The organism is Parasphingorhabdus sp., assembly GCF_049667325.1.
Classification (GTDB): Bacteria; Pseudomonadota; Alphaproteobacteria; order Sphingomonadales; family Sphingomonadaceae; genus Parasphingorhabdus.
In genome coordinates this window covers 1-1712 of the sequence record NZ_JBATHY010000098.1, presented here as the reverse complement: position 1 = coordinate 1712, position 1712 = coordinate 1, and the positions used below count along the sequence as shown (strand labels likewise).

3 protein-coding genes and 1 pseudogene are annotated in these 1712 nt (G+C 58.4%); 1 reads left to right on the top strand and 3 read right to left on the bottom strand.

Annotated features, from left to right (window positions below; translation table 11 throughout):
* Nucleotides 1–697 (top strand): pyruvate kinase (locus tag WBM93_RS05260; RefSeq protein WP_424429125.1); only part of this gene is annotated, 697 nt, incomplete at its 5' end.
* On the opposite strand, the gene WBM93_RS05255 is transcribed toward WBM93_RS05260, so the two are convergent.
* The 3 genes and pseudogenes from WBM93_RS05255 to WBM93_RS05245 all read right to left on the bottom strand — a co-directional run.
* The gene (locus WBM93_RS05255) at nucleotides 694–1320 is read right to left on the bottom strand and encodes an HAD family hydrolase (protein ID WP_424429122.1); all 627 of its coding nucleotides are present in this window, start codon (nucleotides 1318–1320) and stop codon (nucleotides 694–696) included. The genes WBM93_RS05260 and WBM93_RS05255 overlap by 4 nt on opposite strands.
* A 10-nt stretch (nucleotides 1321–1330) precedes the next feature.
* Nucleotides 1331–1456, bottom strand: a complete 126-nt coding sequence (ykgO, locus tag WBM93_RS05250; protein WP_011415100.1) for a type B 50S ribosomal protein L36 — start codon at nucleotides 1454–1456, stop codon at nucleotides 1331–1333.
* Between the two features lie 100 nt (nucleotides 1457–1556).
* A pseudogene (locus WBM93_RS05245) lies at nucleotides 1557–1712 on the bottom strand (UDP-glucose 4-epimerase GalE); the annotation flags it as partial.

Genomic DNA, 1712 nt, shown 5'->3' with positions numbered 1-1712 from the left:
GCTGTTACCGGAACAGGTCCCGCCACTGCAGAAAAAGATCGTCGCAGCGGCACGCAAGCTCGGGCGACCGGTCGTCGTCGCCACCCAGATGCTCGAATCGATGATCAAGTCGCCGACCCCGACCCGCGCCGAAGTGTCCGATGTTGCAACCGCGATTTATGACGGTGCTGATGCCATCATGCTGTCGGCGGAATCAGCGGTGGGTGACTGGCCGATCGAGGCAGCGACCATGATGGACCGGATTGCCGCGCAGGTGGAAAATGATCCGTCTTATGTCGACCGGGTCCATTTCACCGAAACCGTTCCCGACGAGACGACCGCCGATGCCCTGGCGGCGGCGAGCTATAATATCGCCCGGACTGTCGAGACATCGGCGATTGTCTGCTACACGGCTTCCGGCTCGACCGCCCGCCGTATGGCGCGCGAACGTCCCTCGGTGCCGCTGCTGGTCCTCACCCCAAACCGCCACACCGCACGGCGGGTTGGCCTTTTATGGGGCGCCTACGCCGTGGTCACCCGCGACGTCACCAATTTCGAGGAAATGATTGCCAAGGCCAAGCGGATGGCCCTGCGCCACAAGCTGGCCGAGGCCGGATCGCGACTGATTGTCTGTGCGGGCGTGCCCTTCGGTACCCCGGGGTCAACCAATCTGCTGCATATCGTCCGTCTCAGCGGAGACGAGCTCAAGCGTGACTAGAGCAGGCGCAAGGCCTCCAACTCGGCTTTCAATGCCGTTGCGTTTTTGAAATGATGGCCGGCGAGTCCAAGCGTCTGACCGGCTGCAATATTGTCGAGCCGGTCGTCGATGAACAGACATCGGTCGGCGCGTCGGTCAAAGCGTTTCAGGGCCAGATCGAAAATGGCAGCGTCCGGTTTCATCAGCTTTTCTTCACCGGAAATGACAATATCCGAGAATAGCCCGAATATCGGCGCCGTCGGTCGAAATTGTGCCCAGGATTCAGCGCCGAAATTGCTGATCGCAAATAACGGGACGCCGCGTTTTGCCAGCGCCTGAACCAAATCGAGCATGCCGTCGACCGGTCCCGGGATGGTTTCCCGGAACCGTCGGGAATAGGCTATGATGTGATCGGTATAGTTCGGAAACTCGCGACTGCGTTCCGCGACCATGTCGGCAAAGGGCCGTCCGGCGTCATGCTGAAAATGCCATTCCGGAGTCACGACATGGGCAAGAAACCAGTCCAGCTCTTCCGGGTCATCAATCAGCTTGGCGAACAGACAGCGCAAATCCCAGCGATACAGGACATTCCCGATATCGAAGATGACGGTGTCAATTTTGGAAATGGCAGAGGTTTCTGCCATAAACAGGCAATTAGCCCTGGCGTGCCTTGAACCGGCGATTCGTCTTGTTGATCACATAGGTGCGACCACGACGACGGATGACGCGGCAATCCCGGTGACGGTTTTTAAGCGACTTCAAAGAGTTGCGGACTTTCATTTTGGTACCACGCCTTGATTTTCTGAATTTCTTGAAAGCAGCCATGCTGCGTTGAGCAGGGCAATTACGGTCGACAGTCGCCAAAGTCAAGCGACCAGCGCTATTCTCCGCGAATTTCGACGAGTTTGCGTTCCCAGGCCAATGCATGCGCGACAATTTCGTCCAAATCGGCATGTTCGGGCTGCCACGGAAAGCATGCCATGATCGCCCGATTGTCGGAAATCAGCGAATCGGGGTCGCCTGCGCGCCGGCCTTC